The organism is Paenibacillus gorillae (assembly GCF_000513275.1).
Lineage (GTDB): Bacteria > Bacillota > Bacilli > Paenibacillales > Paenibacillaceae > Pristimantibacillus > Pristimantibacillus gorillae.
This window is the reverse complement of record NZ_CBVJ010000135.1, coordinates 1-16,054: the sequence shown is the minus strand read 5'-3', so window position 1 is coordinate 16,054 and position 16,054 is coordinate 1. Positions and strand designations below refer to the sequence as shown.

Here is a 16,054-nt window from a genome sequence, read left to right as displayed (position 1 = left end):
ACTTTATCTCGAAAGGATGATTAACAATGGCAGTAGCATTGACGAAAGACAACTTTCAATCCAGCGTAGAAAGCGGAGTATCTTTGGTAGATTTCTGGGCGCCATGGTGCGGACCTTGTAAAATGCAGCTTCCAATCGTTGAAGAATTGGCAACTGAGCTTGACGGCCAAGCAACGATCGGTAAAATCAACGTTGACGAGCAGCCTGAACTGGCTTCCCAATTCGGTGTAATGAGCATTCCTACGCTGATCCTGTTCAAAGACGGTCAACCGGTTGACAAAATGGTCGGCCTGCAAAGCAAAGACGCTCTGAAAGCAAAAATTTCGAGCCAACTGTAAGCCGGACGCGACGAAAGCCGCGCGAATCGCAACCTGCGATCGCGCGGCTTTTTTTCGCAGCTGGTCGCAACTTCCATCTGAATCATCGCGTCTAAAGATTGATCAATTGTAAACTTACACCAAGACTGCTTACATAATTGTTGGGCGTAAATGTTGGATACACATTAAGAAGGCGCAAGCTATTCATTGATGGAGGGTGGTATTTCAATATGAAGAACAGAAAGCGCTGGGTAGCGATGGCGGTCGCTGTTATGATGGTCAGCAGTCTGCCTGCGGCAGCATTTGCGGACACGCCGGCGGGGCCGGCGGCCGTGTCTGGGGAGGCGGTCAATGTGGATAAGGAGAATGCAGGAGAACCGATTAATGTAGCCGTATCCAAAGAAAAAGCAACTTCACTCGCCCGTGAACTGGTAAACATTCCGAAGGAGTACACGCTGCAGGGAGCTTCCTACTCAACGGATTTGCTGGCAGGCGGCAAACGCGGCGCATGGTCGCTGGATTTCGTGAAGAAGGTCAATGGCAAGCATAAAGGCAGCATCTACGCGCGCATTAGTGCAGACAGCGGCCAATTGCTGGAATTCAATTCGTATGTAGACGATGCCAACTCGAAGCCCTCTTATCCGCTGAAGGTTGAACGGTCTCAGGCGCTTGAAATCGCCAAAGCTTATATTAACACGATAGCTCCTGCCTATAAGGATCAGGTACAGTACAATCCTGATTACGGCGTGCAATTGCTCCCTCCGCTGACGGGAGAGGTACGGCATTCCATCCGCTATGACCGGATTGTCAACGGTATTAGCTATGTCGACAACTATATCGAGCTCGAGGTCGATAGCGAGGGTCATGTCGTACGATATTCACTCGTATGGGATAGTACAATCGAGTTCCCGAAAGTTGATAAAATGCTGTCTTTGCAAGAAGCGAATGCCAAGCTGAGTGAGCTGGCTAAGCCTGTATTAACTTATATTTTGCCTTATGGCGCTCAAAAAAATACGAAGCCGGCTCTTAGCTATGGACTGGAAACGATGACTATTCAGGCAACCGACGGCAAGCTGCTTCCAGAGATGTATGGAAGCCGGACAGAGGCCGTCTCCCCATCGCCTGTAGCGGATAAACCGCTTGGAGAGGCACCGAAAAAAGGTGCAAGCCTGACCGAGCAGGGTGCCATTGCGAAGGTGACGGCTGCTTTCAAGCTGCCTGCTGGGGCGAAGGTCACGAGCACAAGCTATAACGAGTACGCAAATGAAAGAACCGGCAGAACTAATGCGAACTGGAACATTAGCTGGACGATTGCAAGCAATAACCAGGAGACTGGTTCTGCATATGCAACGGTGGATAGCGATACCGGCGTTATCGTTAGTTTCAACTGCTATCTATATGGGGACGACACCAAAGCTACCGTCACATTGGAGCAGGCGAAAGCAACGGCGATCGAGACGGTCAAAAAGCAATTGCCATGGGCAGCTAATGAATTGTATTTGGTTGAGCCCAATAAAGATCAATACAGCCCGGAGAAAGCCGCAGCGTTTGATGCTTACTATTTCGGCTTTGTACACAAAGTCAATGGCGCAACGGTGTCCTATGATCGTGTAAGCGTATCGGTAGACGGGAAGACGGGAGAAGTGCGCAACTTCGAGTCTTCGCTGTCGGATTACGCATATCCGAGCAAAGCGCCGAATCTGATTGGCGACAAACAGGCTACTGAGAAATGGCTCACGTATTATCGCACCCAGCTTACGTACTATTTGGCTCAGCAGTATATATGGCGAGGACAGCCAATTCCAACTGAGAAGTATAAAGTGATGCTTGCAGCCGGAGAAGTGCAAGCGAACGAAGTGGAATATAAGACCGAAGCGCAGCTGGTCTATCGGATGGTGCCAAGACTAATTGACGAAGCGGTGTTTCTGGATGCTGAGACCGGCAGCTGGCGCAACAGCGATACCGGCGAAGTGACACAACTGGAGAAGCCTCAGGCGACGGATGTCAACGGGCATTGGGCGCAGCGCCAGTTGGAGCTGATGGTCGCTTATAAAGCACTTGATGTGAAAGACGGCAAGGTTCGTCCGAATGCCATTGTGACGCGCGGCGAGCTGATCAAGATGTTGGTACTGGCTATGAATAGCGGGCACAAGCCGATGTTTGCTGCCGGTGATACCGCAGCACGTGCTTCCTTCAATGACGTGGCGACAAGCTCGAGCTATTACGTCTATGTCGAATCGGCCTTGCAGCAAAATCTGATCGACATCGGGGATGGAACTTTCAATCCCGAAGGTAAAGTGGACCGTGAAGAGATGGCGGAGTTGATTGTACGGGCTTTGGGCTACAATACCCTTGCCAACTATGATCAATTATTCCGCATTGAGTTCAAGGACGCTGCCAAAGTTGAAAAGAAGGGCCAGGCGGCAATCGTCGTTGGTCTTGGTATTATGACGTTGTCTAATGGCAATTTCGCACCGGAGAAGCAAGTGAGTCGTGCGGAAGCGTCAGCGGCCTTTTTCCGTTTCCTGCAATCGCGGGCCGATCTGCAAGAAGCGCCGCTGCGCAATTAAGAAAATAGAAAACGCCGCCCCGCGAGCAAGATGGACGCGGGGTCGGCGTTTTATTGGTGCCATTAGTCGGATTTTTTCTTATCTGCTGTAAAATTAGTAACGGATTTGGTATCCTCTACATTATCGTTGACGAAAGCCATATCCTGATTTTTTGCTTTCATAGCCGTTGTCCCTTTATAATTGCCTTTATGGTTCTTATTTTCCATCGGTTGCATGCACCTCCTTTGCTCCAGTATTATTTCCATAGCAAGGTGAGGCATTCGCCGCATTAGACAGTTTAACTAACGAGGAGTGTAGATGGTGCGTTTGAATCGATCATTTTACCGTTATTTGGTTTTTGTATTGTTTGCGGTTTTCAGCTTCGTAATTGTTCATCTTAGCAATGAAATGTTATTACATAACGGAGACGAGGCCGTTACCAATAAGTATTTATTCGTACAATACGGCATGCTGTTTGCCTTTGGCATCAGCTTTCATCTATTATCCGGAGCTCAATTGTGGCTGCGTATAAGGGAAACGTTCTGGACGCTGATACTGTCGTTGCTGCTGGTGGTTGGCTGCTATGTGCTAGCTATAAATAGCGTACAGCTGTACACGGGAGCAACCGGTTACGTTAATGCTGCGCTGCGTATGGTGCTTGATGATCGTATTCATCTAATGGTTATCGTGCTGGCGGGCTATTTGTTCGGATATTCCTTTGCTGAAAAAAGGTACAGGTAATCGCGGGGAGCACTGAGGATAACGTCTATACGGATAAGCTTAAGCTTACATATGCTGATGTCATAAGCTAGTTGGATAGGGGGCTTGTGACATGGATGCAGCGTATGACCAGAATGGCATAACGAGTATTGTTATCGTTACCCGCAATCAATTGACGCTCACGAAGCAATGCATCGACAGTATTAGAAGAAATACGGCTGCCGGAAGCTACGAGCTGATTCTGGTCGACAATGGCTCGGATGACGGAACAGCCGCGTGGGCTGCAGAGCAGAACGACGTGAAAGTAATTGCAAATAAGGATAACGCAGGCTTTCCTAAAGCCTGCAATCAGGGGCTTCAGCATGCTGCAGGCTCTTTTTTGCTGTTATTAAACAATGATACGCTAGTTACCCCGGGCTGGCTGACCGGCTTGCAGAGCTGCCTGACGAGCGATGCTGCCGTTGGAGCGGTCGGGCCGGTGACGAACTCGGCTTCATACTGGAGTACAATTCCTGCTTCTTATACGACCTTAGAGGAGTTGGATCAGTTTGCTGTAGCACTAAGAGGCTCTAGCAAGGCACCAGGCACACATCAAGGGAGCTGGGAAGAGAGGATCAAGCTGGTCGGCTACTGCATGCTGCTCAAGCGAGAGGCCTATGAAGTGACAGGTGAATTGGACGAGAGATTTGGTGTTGGCAACTTCGAGGATGACGATTATTCGATCCGGCTGAAGCTTGCCGGCTATAAGCTGATGTTGTGCAAGGATACGTTCATCCATCATTACGGCAGTGCCAGCTTCCGTGAGGAGGAGCAGCTGTACGTAAGAACATTTGAGAAGAACAGTCGGATTTTCCGAGAAAAATGGGATTTTTCGGCGGAACAAGGGCTTCTGATTCGCATAGACATTGCGGGACTGGTGGAAAGAGAGGCTAAGCTTCCCGCAAGGGGAAGTGAAGTCGCTTCTTCAGGAGGGGCTTTCAAGCTTCTGGAGCTCGGCTGCGGGTGCGGCGCTACACTGCTTCGATTGAAAAGCTTTTATCCTGGCGCAGAGCTGTTCGGTCTGGAGCGCAATGCGGAGGCGTCCCGAGTCGCAGCTGCCTCGGGTGTTCAACTGCTGGCAGGAGATGAACTGTCGCAATGGGCAATCGCTCCCGGCACGCTTGACGGCATCGTAATCGGCGAAGCGCAATGGGGTGCATCGGTTGAGAAGCTGCAGTTGCTAAGTGTGCTGCTCAAGCCGGGCGGCTGGCTCGCGGGAGATTTCGACAATCGTCACTATTACCGGAACCTGCTGCGCTACTTAAATCCTCTGGATGGGAAAACGGGGTTCCAGGGGGAAGGAACGTATGCCATTGAACAGGTTCAGGAGCGTTATGAGGCGGCCGGCTTGATCAATCTCTCGATTCATTTGCAGGAAGACGGAAGAGAGAACCGCGACAAAAGAATTAGCGAGGTTGAATTCGCAGCGCTGGAGCGGATGATAGATACGAAGTACGATGTGACTGGCCGCTTGACGTCAAGCCGATTTTCCGTATATGGGCAAATCACCGCGGACAGTCGCGTGAGCGTTTTGGCAGATACGCCAGAGCAGTCCGATTCAAGCGTGAAGCCGCTTGCTGAACAAAACGACGTCCGCTTCAGCGGAGAGAGGCTTGTCGTCAATCAAGAGGTGAAGACGCATTATGCCGATGTGTATGAGGAGCATCTGTCCAGGTATGAGCTGGCCTGCCGCTACGTCAATGGTCTGCGCGTACTGGATGCCGCCTGCGGAGCGGGATACGGTTCGGCAATGCTAAGTCAGGCTGGCGCGGTTGAGGTGCTGGGCGTTGACGTAGACTCGGATTCAGTGCGTTTGGCGGAACGGGATTATAGCAGAGCAGGGGTTCGTTTTGCAACTGCTGATGTTCTGGCATTGCCTTTTGCAGATGAGGAGTTCGATGCGGTCATCTCCTTCGAGACCATCGAGCATGTGGATCAGGGAGCGGCATGGATTGCCGAATCTGCGCGCGTACTGAAAGCAGGAGGGTTGTTCATCGTCTCTACGCCTAACCGGACGGTAACGAATCCGCCGCTGTATTATGAAGAGCAGCCGTTCAATCTGTTCCACCGCTTCGAATATCGAACGGCAGAATTAGCCGGTGAATTGCTGGTTCATTATGATATTGAAGCGATGTATGGGCAAAATCCGGTTGACGATTCCCGGTTCGCTTCGCTGAACTGGCTTCGCCAGATGAGCGGGCTTGAACAGGGGCGGGAGGCCAGCCGGATTATGGAACCGCAAGGCCATCAGCCGATTCCGCTGTCGCAATTCAAAAGCACGGAACCGATGTATGTCATTGCTGTATGCCGGAAAAAGCGGACGTAGCTTGACTAACTGATGGCTAGTCTTAATAAATGAACAAAGAACGCTTGGAGATTCAAGCGTTCTTTGTTGCTGATTATATTTTGCTACGAGCTCGGGATTTGAAAAGATACCGTCGTTCCCTGATCAGGCGTGCTGTCAATGGACAAGCCTTGCCCATACAACTGTGTCAGGCGCCGGTTGGTATTGAACAATCCGATGCCTCCATCTTCGTTCTTGCTTCGCGGAAGTAGAAGGGAGTCGAGCTTCTCCTTCTTCATGCCTCTCCCGTCATCCGACACTTCAAATCGGGTGAACCCGCCGTCCTTGTGAATCCGAATATGGATGGTGCCTCCCCTTGAGCGGCTCATGATGCCATGCCTTACGGCGTTCTCGACAAGCGGCTGAAGCGTCAGCGGGGGGAGAACCATTTTATCCTCCTGATCAAGTTCCCATATGACAGTGAGCTTCTCTTCAAAGCGCTCTTTCTCAATATGCAAATAAGCTCTTACAAGCTCAAGCTCATGCGAGAGCGAGACCAGCTTGCCGGAGTTAAGAAAGTGGAAGCTAATTCGCAAATAGGAGGTAAATGCTTCGCCTAGCGTAAACATCCGGTCCGGATCGATATGGCTGAGAGCCATAATTGAATTAAGCGTATTGAACAGGAAATGAGGATGGATCTGCGCCTGCAAATAGGCGGCTTCCATACGGACTCTTTCATTAACCGATTGCTTCAGCGTCGTGAGCGACCAGATGCGGTACTTTAATTCGGTTGCGTCCAGCGGCTTCGTCACATAGTCATTGGCCCCGGCCTGGAAGCCGGTATAAATGTCGGTCGGTTCGCTGCGGGCGGTCAGCAGCAATACCGGAAGCTCGGATGGTGAATAGCGTTCCCGTACTTTTTTCGTCAATTCATAACCAGAGACGTGGGGCATCATGACATCTGTAATGAGCAAATCCCATGGTTTCGCGCTAAGCAAAGCCAAAGCTTCCTCAGCAGAGGTGGCAAAATGAATCTCATAAGGCTCCGTTGAAAGAATGCCGGCCAATACTTTCAGATTAACCAAATCGTCATCGACAGCGAGTATGGTAGCTGTGCTTTCTCCTGCTGGCAGGGAAAGCATAGGCTGGCTGGAAGGCCATGCACTGCCGGAAACGTCGGCAAATCCCCGGGCGACGGCAATTTCCGCTGACGACTCTTTTAACATGTTCGACGAATTGTCATTGTCATGGACAGCAGCGGCAGACAATTCTGCGAGCGGCAGCGCGAACCGGAATGTCGAGCCTTTGCCAAGTTCCGAGCGTACCGTCAATTCACCGCCGTGGAGCTCTACAAGCTGCTTGCTGATGCTGAGGCCAAGACCAATGCCCCCTCCGCCATCAGTTCCATGCTCGTATGGCAGGAAGAGGCGTGACAGCAATTCCTTGTCCATTCCGCTCCCCGTATCGGCTACTTCGATGAAAAGCTGGCCGTTGCGGCTATTTGCCGAGACGGTTACGGTTCCAGCCTCTGTGTGCTTGAGCGCATTGTGCAGCAAGTTGAACATGACCTGCACCAGCCTTTTTTCATCGGCCCAGACAGGCGGCAGTGTAGCGGGGGCAAGCAGGCGAAGCTGAACAGATTTCCCCTCGATCATATAGCCAAGCATACTGAATACGCCGGAAACGACTGACGGGAAGGGCAGCGGCTCCGCGTTCAGGACGATTCGTTTTTCCCGCAGTCTAACTGTATCCAGGAGGTCATTCAGCAAATAAGACATTCTCCTGCCGATCGTAACGAGCAGCTCCATGTCCTTCGAGCTTCTTCCGGTCATTGCGTGCTTCTCTCTCTCTGCGACACTTTCTGCGATACTAATAATGCCGTGCAGCGGTGTTCGCAACTCGTGAGAAGTGTTGGCGAGAAACTGATCCTTCAGCTTATCGGCTTCTAGAAGCTGTGCATTCAGCTTTTTATTCTCGGTGGCATTGCGGAAATAGCCCTTGAACCAGTACGCGGAAAAACCGATTATCGCTGCAATGACATCTAGCGGATAGTAGATGTCGCTAAGCTCCAGACTATTATTGAGAGCGCCCCAAATGACGCTCGATAGAAGACCCAAGGCTGCGAATAATAAATAAATGGCGTCCTTTTGCTGCTTGATGACCATATTTATGATGATGGTAACGAACCAGATTAACGGCAACAAATAGAAAAACACGAAAATATGGTTTTCGAACGTGAAGTAAATGAGCGGCGGATTGGCTGCCAGTATAAAAGATGAATACAGGATAAGCGCCGCGATATACCCGTAAAAGGTTTTGCGGCCTGCAAAATAACCGGAAAAGCTCCTTCCAAGCAGCAGGATGAAGAAGGACAGCCAAAGATAAGAGAGCATCCTGATCTTCAGTCCCCAGGCGTAGGATACGGGAGTCCATAGCAGCAGCAGGCTCTCGTGATCGGAAACGATGGTGACGCTGGCCGTTACTAGCAGCAGGAAGAACACGAGAAACGACCACTCCCGCGGGTTGAACGAGAACAGGATACAGGCGTACAGCCCGTGTAGAAGCAGGACGGTAAACGTGATGAATTGAAAGGCGATCGAATATAGACGCTCGTTGTCCATCGACGCCTGCGATCCGAATCGAACAGAACGGGTGATGCCTCCTTCGTACGGATGGTCGAAGTTAGCGGCTTGAATGAAAAGCTCCAGCTCCCCTTGATTTTTTGCCGCATAGGAGGCTGTATATGAAATATTTCTTGGCATGTAGTCTTCAGCGTTGTCAGCCAGAATGCCGAAGGACTTTTCCAGCTGGCCGTTAATTTCTACTCTGGAGGAAGCCTGAATGTCCTGAAGCCAGAACGCATAATCGATTTCCTTAACGGGATCGACCAAGATACGTAGATGATAAGTGCCGCTGCCGAATGAGGATTTAGAGTTGTCCGCCAGCGCACTGCTCCAATCCCCGGGAACTTGGACATAGGTAGGTTGTTCCCCTGCTGCCGGCCTGTTCTGGGAGGAGTGGAAGGCTCCAGGGTAAAATTCCCACTGCCCGTTTAAGGTAAGGGTAGGGGAATTATTAAAGTCCCAGCCTCGCAGGTCAATAACGCCCTGACTCGCAGAGGGATGGGCGGGTACCTTGAAGAAATCGGACCATAACAGGCGCATGCCGAGCAGGATGGTAAGGAATAGGAGAAAAGAAAGAATGTACGTTAGAATGGTTTTGTTCGTTATCCTAGTCATAGTAAAAGATAATTTCGACATGTTCAGATCGTTTCCTTTATTGCTCTAATAACTCCTAAAACCTATTATATTATGAAAAAGTTTATTATAGAGAAGTGACTGCTAGACCAAGCATTATCTAGTTAAGAAATAGAAGGCGGTTAAGAGATGTGGTGTGAAGCTTTAGAAAGCAACATATTTTTAGTTAGTCTGTATGGACAGGTACCTGAACTCAAGGATGTCCGAATTGCTGAAATAAACATTCGCGATGAAGGACGTATTGTTGAAGTTAAATTTGATATGCCTCATTATGCTGAAATGCCGCCCAAGAAGTGGGTGGAGCTTGGAGGAAATACTGTTGCTGTTAGGATTGACTTATGGGGAATACAAGAAGTTACACTGGGCTCTGGTATATCTGACTACAGGGCTGACATTGAAATTTTTAAAAATGAAGCAGATTTAATTGTCGTCAAAATAATTGGAACAGTTAATGCTGTTATAAAAGCCGGAGCAGGAATGATTCAAACTGTTACTAGCTATTGTAATGGCATGCCAGAATGAAATTTCAAAGAAAAGGCGATGAAGATGGACCTATTAAAGTGGATTCAAAATTGGTATTACGAAAATTGTGATGGTGATTGGGAGCATACTTACGGAGTTAAAATTGATACAGTCGACAATCCAGGATGGTATGTGGAAATTAACCTAATTGATACATGTTTAGAAGATGAGCACTTTGAACCTATAGAAATTGAAAGAGATGAAGAAGACTGGTATTACTGTATCGTTCGAGATGGAACATTTCATGGATCAGGTGGGGCAAAGAACTTAGAAGAAATATTAAATTATTTCAGGCAGTGGGCTTTAAGTACAGAGAAAGATTAGATATTCATTAATTAGAGAAATAAATAATCTGACGGGGGAATGGAAGATAATTACGGAAAATAACTTGTTTGAGTTTGATACTCTAAAACAATGGATGATAGACCATAACGCCGAAAAGCGAGTTTTCAGCTGCTTTTGGGAAAACTTTGAGTCCTATAAATTAGAGGAACCAGAAGAGTTTAATACCTATTTTAAAAATTTCGACCCTTCTCATTTAAAAGTGGGGATCGGATCGGCTGCTATTCATTTTAGCAACAATTATCCGGATTTTAATTACAATCATGTAATACTTTCATTAGATATTGAATACTTAGGCCATAGCTCAGGCTATTATAAATTGCTATTTAATTTTGACGGAACAGTAGATGATGATATTTTTGTCGTGTACTAGAGTCAGGTAAAAGCTCCCGAAGCCCGCTCTTTGCGCAGGTATTGTGCTGGAAGGCTTTTATTGTAGGGAGCCATCGGGTATAATGGCGAAAGAATTAGTGAGATAAGGAGCTGTTTATACATGGCACTTTCATGTGGAATCGTCGGGCTGCCGAACGTCGGCAAATCGACTTTGTTTAATGCAATTACGCAAGCGGGCGCTGAATCCGCGAACTATCCTTTTTGTACGATCGATCCAAACGTTGGTGTCGTAGAAGTACCAGACCCGCGTCTAGATAAACTGGTTGAGCTTGTTACGCCAAAAAGCATCGTACCTACCGCTTTTGAATTTGTCGATATTGCTGGTCTGGTTGCTGGCGCGAGCAAAGGCGAGGGACTTGGCAACAAGTTTCTGGCTCACATCCGTGAGGTAGACGCGATCGTTCACGTCGTTCGCTGCTTCCAAGACGAGAACATCACTCACGTTAACGGCAAAATTGATCCGCTGGGCGATATTCAGACGATCAATCTGGAGTTGATTCTGGCCGATATCGATTCAGTAGACCGGAAAATCGAACGTTCCCGCAAGAACCTCAAAGGCGGCGACAAAAAAATCGCTCAAGAGGTTGAAGTTCTGGAACGTGTCAAAGAGGCTCTTTATGAAGACAAGCCGGCACGCAGTCTTGATCTGAGTGACGATGAGCGTCTGCTCATTCGTGACCTTCATCTCATTACGATGAAGCCAGTGCTGTATGCAGCGAACGTAAGCGAAGCTGAAGTGGCTGATACAGGCAACAACGAGTACGTGCAAAAAGTGCGTGAATTCGCCGCAGCTGAAAATGCCGAAGTCGTGCAGATCAGCGCGCGTGTAGAAGAAGAAATCGCCGAGCTGGAAGGCGAGGATAAAGCAATGTTCCTGGAAGAGCTTGGCTTGCAGGAGTCTGGCTTGAACCGTCTGATCGCTGCGGCGTACAAGCTGCTTGGCTTGTACACGTACTTCACGGCAGGCGTGCAAGAGGTACGCGCTTGGACGATCCGTCAAGGCACGAAAGCGCCGCAAGCGGCAGGCGTTATTCATACAGACTTCGAGCGCGGCTTTATCCGTGCCGAGGTTGTATCGTTTGATGATCTTTCGGCTGCAGGCTCAATGACCGTTGCGCGCGAGCGCGGACAGCTTCGCCTCGAGGGCAAAGAGTACGTCGTGAAAGACGGAGACGTTATGCATTTCCGTTTCAACGTCTAGAATATAGGTATAACCAAGAAGACCCTTTGCGGTCTTCTTTTTCGTACCCGCTTTTCGTTGCAGGTGAAAAATAAGATTTACTACTCGCCATAGCTCTTTCGAGTCATGTCAAATCCAGTGTGGAGCATTATACTTGATGGCGAAAAAGATGACCCTTTGCCGATGTGTAAAAGATATCGTATTTGAAGATTGCAACGCGCTTAACCGCGAAAGAAATGAAGGAAGTGATTGACGCATGCAGCAACAGTTATTAAATAGGAAACAGACAAGAAGGCTTCCGCAAATTGTCCTTCTCGTTTTTGCCGTCATCTGGGTGATTGGCATGCTGCCATCCCTTATGCCGGTGGCTTCGGCTCATGCTTCGCTGGAGAAGCGGGTTCCGGAGGCGAATGCGAAGCTGAAGGAGTCGCCGCCTTTTGTTGAGCTGTCTTTCAGCGAGGCTATTGAGCCGAGTGCAGGGTCGCTGCAGGTACTGGATTCTAAAAAGCGGAAAGTGACCTCTGACAAGCCAACGCTTAGTGAAGATCGGTCAACGCTGAAGCTGGCGCTGCCGTCTCTGCAGGAAGGAGTCTATACGGCGTCCTTTCATATCGTATCGGAGGATGGCCATCCAGTTAGCGGTTCGTATGTATTCGTAGTGGGCAATCCGCCTGAATGGAAGGATGGATCCACCTTTAATGACGACGCTGGCGGCAGTTCTGGCTCGCATGGACTGTCAAGTGACAATTGGCTGCTATTTACGGTACGTATTCTTTACTATGCGTCCTTGCTCGTTGCGGCAGGGTTAATGATTTGGTCGGCCGTCTACCGCAATCCTAGTGAGTCCGTCAGCGGTGTACACCGCCGCTTGCTGCTGCTCTCCCTGCGGGTGTTGTTAATCTCGCTGCTGCTCCACATCTTTATTCAAGCCAAAGAAATTATGGCCGGTCAGCCTCTAAGCGCATGGGGAGAGCTGTTCACCGGAACGGCAACTGGTCGCGCATGGCTGGAGCTCATTGTTGTTGTGCTTGCCGGCTTCGTTATTCAGAAGGCGCCTATGTATGTGAAGCTGTTATGGGCAGTTATTATACTGGCCGTAGAAAGCTTGATTGGACATCCTGCTGCTAACGATTTGAAGATTTTGACGCTTGCAGCTGACTGGGTTCACTTGGTCGCAGCAGCAGTATGGGCCGGTGGTTTATTGGCTCTTGTGGTCCTTTGGTTTGAAGACAGGAAAGAAGCTGGAAGGTTCGGAGCAAGCTTCTCCAAAGGCGCGCTGATCTCTCTTGCTGCGCTTGTCGTCAGCGGCGTGCTGATGATGACACTCTTCCTGCCTAAGTTTTCCTACTTGTGGCTGACGCCATGGGGAATTCTGCTGGCTATCAAATCGGGTCTTACATTGCTTGTTATCGGAACCGGAGCTTGGCTTCGCATTCGGATGAGCAAAAACGGCATTCCAGACGGCCGGCTGCTGCGCGTCGATCTGGGTCTCATGCTCGTAATTGTCGCCATTGCCGCGATTTTCACCTATATTAGTCCCCTGCCGGCGAATGAGCCGATCCGGCATCATGAGATGGGCGAGGATATGCATTATACGCTAAGCATTACGCCAAACGTGCCGGGCGGTGAGAATGAAGCGAAGCTGCAAATCTGGCTGCCGGAAGCGTCAGGTGAGCCAAAAGCTGTTGTGCTTCGCCTGCATCCGCAAGGCAGTGAAGAGGCGCCGCTCGACGTGCCGCTTGCTCCTTTTGACGACGAGTCCTATGATTCTTATCCGGGCTATGCGAGAACTTCCTATCAGGCAACCGGAGCATTCCTTCCGTATGCATCGAAGTGGAAAGCAGAAATTCGCGTTATGACGCAGGATGATATCGAAATGGTGAAGCAGTTGGATTTTGTGAATTATTAGAAGCATATAGGCGGAGACATTAGCGGCGATTCGGACACATTTTTTTCACCGGTCATAGCCCTATCGAGTCATGACTGAGCACTCCGCTATCCTTATACTGGGGAACGAGAGATAAAGATTAAAAACCGGGAAGGGTTGTGCAGAGTAATGAAAAAAATGCAAAAGTGGCTTGTGTCCGCATCGGTCAGCTTGAGTCTTAGCCTATTCCTGTTCGTCGGAATGGCTAGTGCCCATGTGACGGTGCAGCCGCCGGAGGTTCCGGCCAATTCGTATCAGGTGTTTACAGTTCGCGTACCTAGTGAGACAAAAGGTGTTAACACGATAAAAGTACAAGTGAAGGCAGCGGATGGCGCTGCGATTTCCCGCGTTGAGCCGAAGCAAGGCTGGAAGCATGAAATCGAGAAAAACGCTGACGGCTCCATCGCTAGCGTAACTTGGACAGCTGACGGTCCGGGACTGGCTGAGACGGAATTCACAGAGTTCCGTTTGAGCGGCAAAGTCAACGAAGATGCGACTCAGCTTGTATGGCGCGCATACCAGACTTACAGCGATAACAGCGTTGTAGAATGGATTGGCGGAGACGGTGCAGATAAACCTGCATCTGTTCAAAAGGTTACTCCTGCGGTAGAGGGCGGCGGAGACGGTCATGGAGCAGGCGGCTCTTCTCACGCAGCAGGCGACGAGGCGAAGGATGAGGGACAATCGCAATTGCCGCTTATTTTATCCATCGTAGCAGTTGTTCTAGGTGCGGCTGCACTGGTGACGGCAGCTGCCAAAAAGAAAAAATAAAAGCTTTGCTGAAGACGAACCGGCTCTGGTTCGTCTTTTTTATGGCAGTTAGGCAAATACACCAGTCGTAACCTTTGCATCGTTATGCTATAATAAAGGATATTAATGCGGAAAAATAACAGAGGTGACGAAAAGTGTTGGACCGTTTACAAGCACTGGCCGACCGTTACGAGAAGCTGAGCGAATTGCTGTGCGATCCCGACGTAGCCAGCGATCCGAAGCGTCTGCGGGAGTATTCCAAGGAACAATCGGATTTACAAGAGGCGTATGAGGCTTTTACCGAATATAAGCAAGTGTCGGCGCAATTGGACGACGCAAAAGTAATGCAGGGCGAGAAGCTCGATGACGAAATGCGCGAAATGGTGAAAATGGAGATCGAAGAGCTGTCTGATCGCAAAGAAGAACTGGACGCCATGATCAAAATTTTGCTCCTGCCGAAAGATCCGAATGATGACAAGAACGTTATCGTGGAGATTCGCGGCGCAGCGGGCGGCGACGAAGCGGCTTTGTTCGCTTCCGATCTGTACCGGATGTACACGAAATTCGCGGATTCCCAAGGCTGGCGCGTAGAGCTGATGGATTTGAGCGAGAATGATCTGGGCGGCTTCAAAGAGGTAATCTTCATGATTACCGGCAAGGGCGCCTACAGCAAGCTGAAGTTCGAGAGCGGCGCGCACCGCGTACAGCGTATTCCGGTAACGGAATCCGGCGGGCGCATCCATACTTCAACTTCGACCGTTTCGGTTATGCCGGAGGTTGAAGAGGTAGAGGTGGAGATTCTCGATAAGGATATCCGGATTGATACGTTCTGCTCTAGCGGCGCAGGCGGCCAGTCCGTTAATACGACCAAGTCGGCGGTTCGTGTACTGCACGTGCCGACTGGCATTATGGCGACTTGTCAGGACGGCAAATCGCAAAACGACAATAAAGCGAAGGCGCTGCAAGTATTGCGCGCCCGTATCTATGATATTCGTCGTCAAGAAGAGGAAGCGAAATATGCAGGCGAGCGGAAAAGCAAGGTCGGCACTGGCGACCGAAGCGAACGCATTCGCACATACAACTTTCCGCAAAGCCGGGTCACTGACCACCGTATCGGCTTGACGCTGCACAAGCTAGATCAGGTGATGAACGGCGACATGGCCGACATCGTATCGTCGCTGACGATTGCTGAGCAAGCGGATATCATGGACAAAGAACTCGTATAAACCATAGGAGAGCGGAGATTTCATATATGAGCGAATTGGAATTTTTCGCCCCGTCCTATACCATTAGGGAAGCCTGCTTGCAGGCTTCTTCGTTTTTGGCGGGGCATGGCGTGGAGGAATCCCGGTCCAATGCGGAGCTGCTGCTCCTGCATGTACTGAAGGTAGAGCGGTCAGTCTTGCTTCGCGACTGGAGCTTTGAGCAGTTTCCGCCGGAGAAAGCGGAGGCTTGGGTACAAGCTGTGCGCCGGAAGGCGGAAGGCGAGCCGGTGCAATATATTATCGGCGAGCAGTGGTTTTATGGACGGCCGTTTACGGTAACACCGGCCGTCTTGATTCCGCGCCCCGAGACGGAGCTGCTCGTCGAGGCGGTGCTGGAGGCGGCAGATAGCATATGGCCGCCGGAAGGGGCTGCAGTGCCGACCGTGCTGGACGTCGGCACGGGCAGCGGCGCCATCGCCGTGACGCTGGCGTCGCAGCGTCCGCGCTGGCGCGTAAGCGCGTCCGATCTGTCGCCGGACGCGCTGGAGGTCGCCCGCATGAATGCGGTC

General features: G+C 50.2%; 13 protein-coding genes. 11 read left to right on the top strand and 2 right to left on the bottom strand.

Annotated features, from left to right (window positions below; genetic code table 11):
* The first annotated feature begins 26 nt into the window (after nucleotides 1-26).
* A complete protein-coding gene (trxA, locus tag TY10_RS25860; RefSeq protein WP_042170322.1) occupies nucleotides 27-338 on the top strand; it encodes a thioredoxin in 312 nt (103 codons plus the stop codon).
* Between the two features lie 209 nt (nucleotides 339-547).
* Nucleotides 548-2,887: an S-layer homology domain-containing protein gene (locus TY10_RS25855; RefSeq protein WP_042170320.1), complete on the top strand. Its 2,340-nt coding sequence runs from the start codon at nucleotides 548-550 to the stop codon at nucleotides 2,885-2,887.
* A 62-nt stretch (nucleotides 2,888-2,949) separates the two neighbouring features.
* On the opposite strand, the gene TY10_RS31130 is transcribed toward TY10_RS25855, so the two are convergent.
* Nucleotides 2,950-3,093: a hypothetical protein gene (locus tag TY10_RS31130; protein WP_202903238.1), complete on the bottom strand. Its 144-nt coding sequence runs from the start codon at nucleotides 3,091-3,093 to the stop codon at nucleotides 2,950-2,952.
* Between the two features lie 91 nt (nucleotides 3,094-3,184).
* On the opposite strand from TY10_RS31130, the gene TY10_RS25850 reads away from it, so the two are divergent.
* Both TY10_RS25850 and TY10_RS29235 read left to right on the top strand, forming a co-directional pair.
* On the top strand, nucleotides 3,185-3,607 hold the full coding sequence (locus tag TY10_RS25850) for a hypothetical protein (protein WP_042170316.1): 423 nt from the start codon (nucleotides 3,185-3,187) through the stop codon (nucleotides 3,605-3,607).
* Nucleotides 3,608-3,698: 91 nt separating this feature from the next.
* Entirely contained in the window at nucleotides 3,699-5,951 is a 2,253-nt protein-coding gene (locus TY10_RS29235) for a methyltransferase domain-containing protein (RefSeq protein WP_052350775.1), read from the top strand.
* Nucleotides 5,952-6,034: 83 nt separating this feature from the next.
* Here TY10_RS29235 and TY10_RS25840 read toward each other — a convergent pair whose 3' ends face one another.
* Nucleotides 6,035-9,169, bottom strand: a complete 3,135-nt coding sequence (locus tag TY10_RS25840; RefSeq protein WP_042170313.1) for a hybrid sensor histidine kinase/response regulator — start codon at nucleotides 9,167-9,169, stop codon at nucleotides 6,035-6,037.
* Nucleotides 9,170-9,295: 126 nt separating this feature from the next.
* On the opposite strand from TY10_RS25840, the gene TY10_RS25835 reads away from it, so the two are divergent.
* From TY10_RS25835 to TY10_RS25800, 7 genes are all read left to right on the top strand, one after another.
* On the top strand, nucleotides 9,296-9,688 hold the full coding sequence (locus TY10_RS25835; protein WP_042170305.1) for an Imm50 family immunity protein: 393 nt from the start codon (nucleotides 9,296-9,298) through the stop codon (nucleotides 9,686-9,688).
* Between the two features lie 24 nt (nucleotides 9,689-9,712).
* A complete protein-coding gene (locus tag TY10_RS25830) occupies nucleotides 9,713-10,012 on the top strand; it encodes an immunity 53 family protein (protein ID WP_042170304.1) in 300 nt (99 codons plus the stop codon).
* A 511-nt stretch (nucleotides 10,013-10,523) separates the two neighbouring features.
* Nucleotides 10,524-11,624: a redox-regulated ATPase YchF gene (gene ychF / locus TY10_RS25820; RefSeq protein WP_042170303.1), complete on the top strand. Its 1,101-nt coding sequence runs from the start codon at nucleotides 10,524-10,526 to the stop codon at nucleotides 11,622-11,624.
* Between the two features lie 235 nt (nucleotides 11,625-11,859).
* On the top strand, nucleotides 11,860-13,512 hold the full coding sequence (locus tag TY10_RS25815) for a copper resistance CopC/CopD family protein (protein ID WP_042170301.1): 1,653 nt from the start codon (nucleotides 11,860-11,862) through the stop codon (nucleotides 13,510-13,512).
* 147 nt (nucleotides 13,513-13,659) lie between these two features.
* Complete coding sequence (locus tag TY10_RS25810; protein ID WP_337588390.1) at nucleotides 13,660-14,301, top strand: YcnI family protein; 642 nt, start codon at nucleotides 13,660-13,662, stop codon at nucleotides 14,299-14,301.
* Between the two features lie 134 nt (nucleotides 14,302-14,435).
* Nucleotides 14,436-15,506 (top strand): peptide chain release factor 1, encoded by a 1,071-nt coding sequence (gene prfA / locus TY10_RS25805; RefSeq protein WP_042170300.1) that lies wholly within the window; start codon nucleotides 14,436-14,438, stop codon nucleotides 15,504-15,506.
* 26 nt (nucleotides 15,507-15,532) lie between these two features.
* Nucleotides 15,533-16,054: N5-glutamine methyltransferase family protein (locus TY10_RS25800; RefSeq protein ID WP_042170367.1), on the top strand; the 522-nt coding region annotated here is incomplete at its 3' end.